Here is a 1,980-nt window from a genome sequence, read left to right as displayed (position 1 = left end):
GCCTGCAAGACCTGGGGTAGCTGCTCAAACAGGGCCGTGAGGCTGGCGGTGGGCTGGCCTGAGATGGAGAAGCTGGGGTTTTGTGGGCTTAGCACAGCGTGGGTCGGGCGTTGGGTCTGGATCATGGAGCCCTCCAGGGCAAAAGTAGCAAAACGCAGAGCAGGCAGCGCCTGTCATCGCAGTATATTCTAACACCGCAGTAGACTGGTAACGCCTATGGAGCTTAAGGGACTGATTCTTTCCGGTGGCAAGGGCACCCGCCTGCGGCCCCTCACCCACACCCGAGCCAAGCAGCTCATCCCCATTGCGGGAAAACCCAACCTGTTTTACGCCCTGGAAGACCTCCTGGAAGCAGGCATCCGCCAGATTGGGGTCATCCTGAGCCCCGAGACCGGCGACGAGGTGCGGGCGGCCCTGGGCGACGGCTCGCGCTGGGGCTTACAGCTTACCTATATCGTGCAGGCGGCCCCGCTGGGCATCGCCCATGCCGTTCAGACCGCCCAGGGTTTTCTGGGCGACAGCCCCTTTGTGCTCTACCTGGGTGACAACCTGCTCTCGGGGGGCATCAAACACCTGGTGGCCGAGTACCGTGAGGCCCGTCCAGAGGCCACGGTCTTGCTGACCCCGGTGGAAGACCCCAGGGCCTTCGGGGTGGCTGTTCTCAACGAGGCCGGCCAGGTGGTTCGGCTGGTGGAGAAACCCCAGGATCCTCCTTCCAACCTGGCCCTGGTGGGGGTGTATCTGTTCAGTCCGGCCATCCATGCCGTGATCTCCGGCCTGAAGCCCTCGAGGCGCGGCGAGTACGAGATTACCGAGGCCATTCAGGGCCTGGTGGAAAGTGGGAAGCGGGTGGTGGCCCACCAGGTGCGGGGCTACTGGAAAGACACCGGCAAGCCCGACGACCTGCTCGACGCCAACCGGCTGGCCCTCTCGGGGCTGGCCCGGAGGATCGAAGGCGAACTCCTGGACTCGCAGGTGGTGGGCGAGGTGGTGGTGGAGGCGGGGGCCCGAATTGTGCGCAGCCTCGTGCGCGGCCCGGCTTACATCGGGGCCGGGGCGGTGGTCGAGGACGGTTTTATCGGCCCCTACACCTCGGTGGGCCGGGATGCCCGGGTGATTGCCAGCGAGATTGAATACTCGATCCTGATGGACGAAGCCCATATCTCCGCCCTGCCCTACCGCCTGGATAGCAGCATTCTGGGTCAGGGGGTGGTGGTGGATGGCCAGGGCAACCCCCGCCGCCACACCCTCCAGCTGGTTCTGGGAGACCGCAGCCGGGTGAGGCTGTAACCCAGAACCCGGGCCTTCCACTCCGCGCCCACCCTGCCATAGAGGCCGATATCCTACCCCTGCCTCACCCCGACCCCGCCAACCGGCTCCTCCCGTCAGGGCAGGAAGGGTTCGTCCAGACTCCCCCCGTTCAGCCGGTCTAAGATAAGCCGGTAGCTAGCTTTGCGTACCGGATGCGCCTCGAGCCACAGACGCAAATGGGCCTCGAGCCAGACTGCTTTCCGGTGCAAACCATGCAGGGCCGGGTGGTACTGGCGGGTATAAAGCAGCCCACCCCGGTAGCCCTCGGCCATAAAGCGGGGATCCTGGGGGGCGGAGCCTCCCCCCAGGTGCAGGACCTTACGGGGCACCAGCAAGACCTGCCAGCCCTTGCGGCGGGCCCGCGCACCCCACTCGAGGTCCTCGTTATAGAAAAAAAAACGCTCGTCCATCCCGCCGATCTCCTGTAGCGCGGTTCTGGGGGCCATGATCAGCGCCCCCGATACCCAGCCCACCGCCCTGGGCCGGTGCAGGTTCCAGTAGTGGGGGGCATAAAACAGCCCATGGGACTGCAACTTCCCTCGAGGGGTTCGCAGGGTGGGGCCGGCCAAAGCAGCTCGGGGGTTTTGCTGGAGAGCGTCTCGCAGGGCCTCCAGGTCTCCGGCCTCGAGGTATACATCGCTGTTCATCTCGACCACCCAGGGACGGGTG

2 protein-coding genes are annotated in these 1,980 nt (G+C 65.4%); one reads left to right on the top strand and one right to left on the bottom strand.

Annotated elements, in window-relative coordinates:
* Window positions 1–216: 216 nt before the first annotated feature.
* On the top strand, window positions 217–1,290 hold the full coding sequence (locus tag Q0288_RS13285; protein WP_299431196.1) for a glucose-1-phosphate thymidylyltransferase: 1,074 nt from the start codon (window positions 217–219) through the stop codon (window positions 1,288–1,290).
* Window positions 1,291–1,385: 95 nt separating this feature from the next.
* Here Q0288_RS13285 and Q0288_RS13280 read toward each other — a convergent pair.
* The coding region (locus Q0288_RS13280) for a glycosyltransferase family 2 protein (RefSeq protein WP_299431194.1) at window positions 1,386–1,980 on the bottom strand (595 nt) is incomplete at its 5' end.

Origin of the sequence: uncultured Meiothermus sp. (assembly GCF_937863175.1) — a bacterium.
Lineage (GTDB): Bacteria > Deinococcota > Deinococci > Deinococcales > Thermaceae > Meiothermus.
Note: the sequence above shows the minus strand (reverse complement) of the source record. Positions and strands in the feature narration are given on the sequence as shown.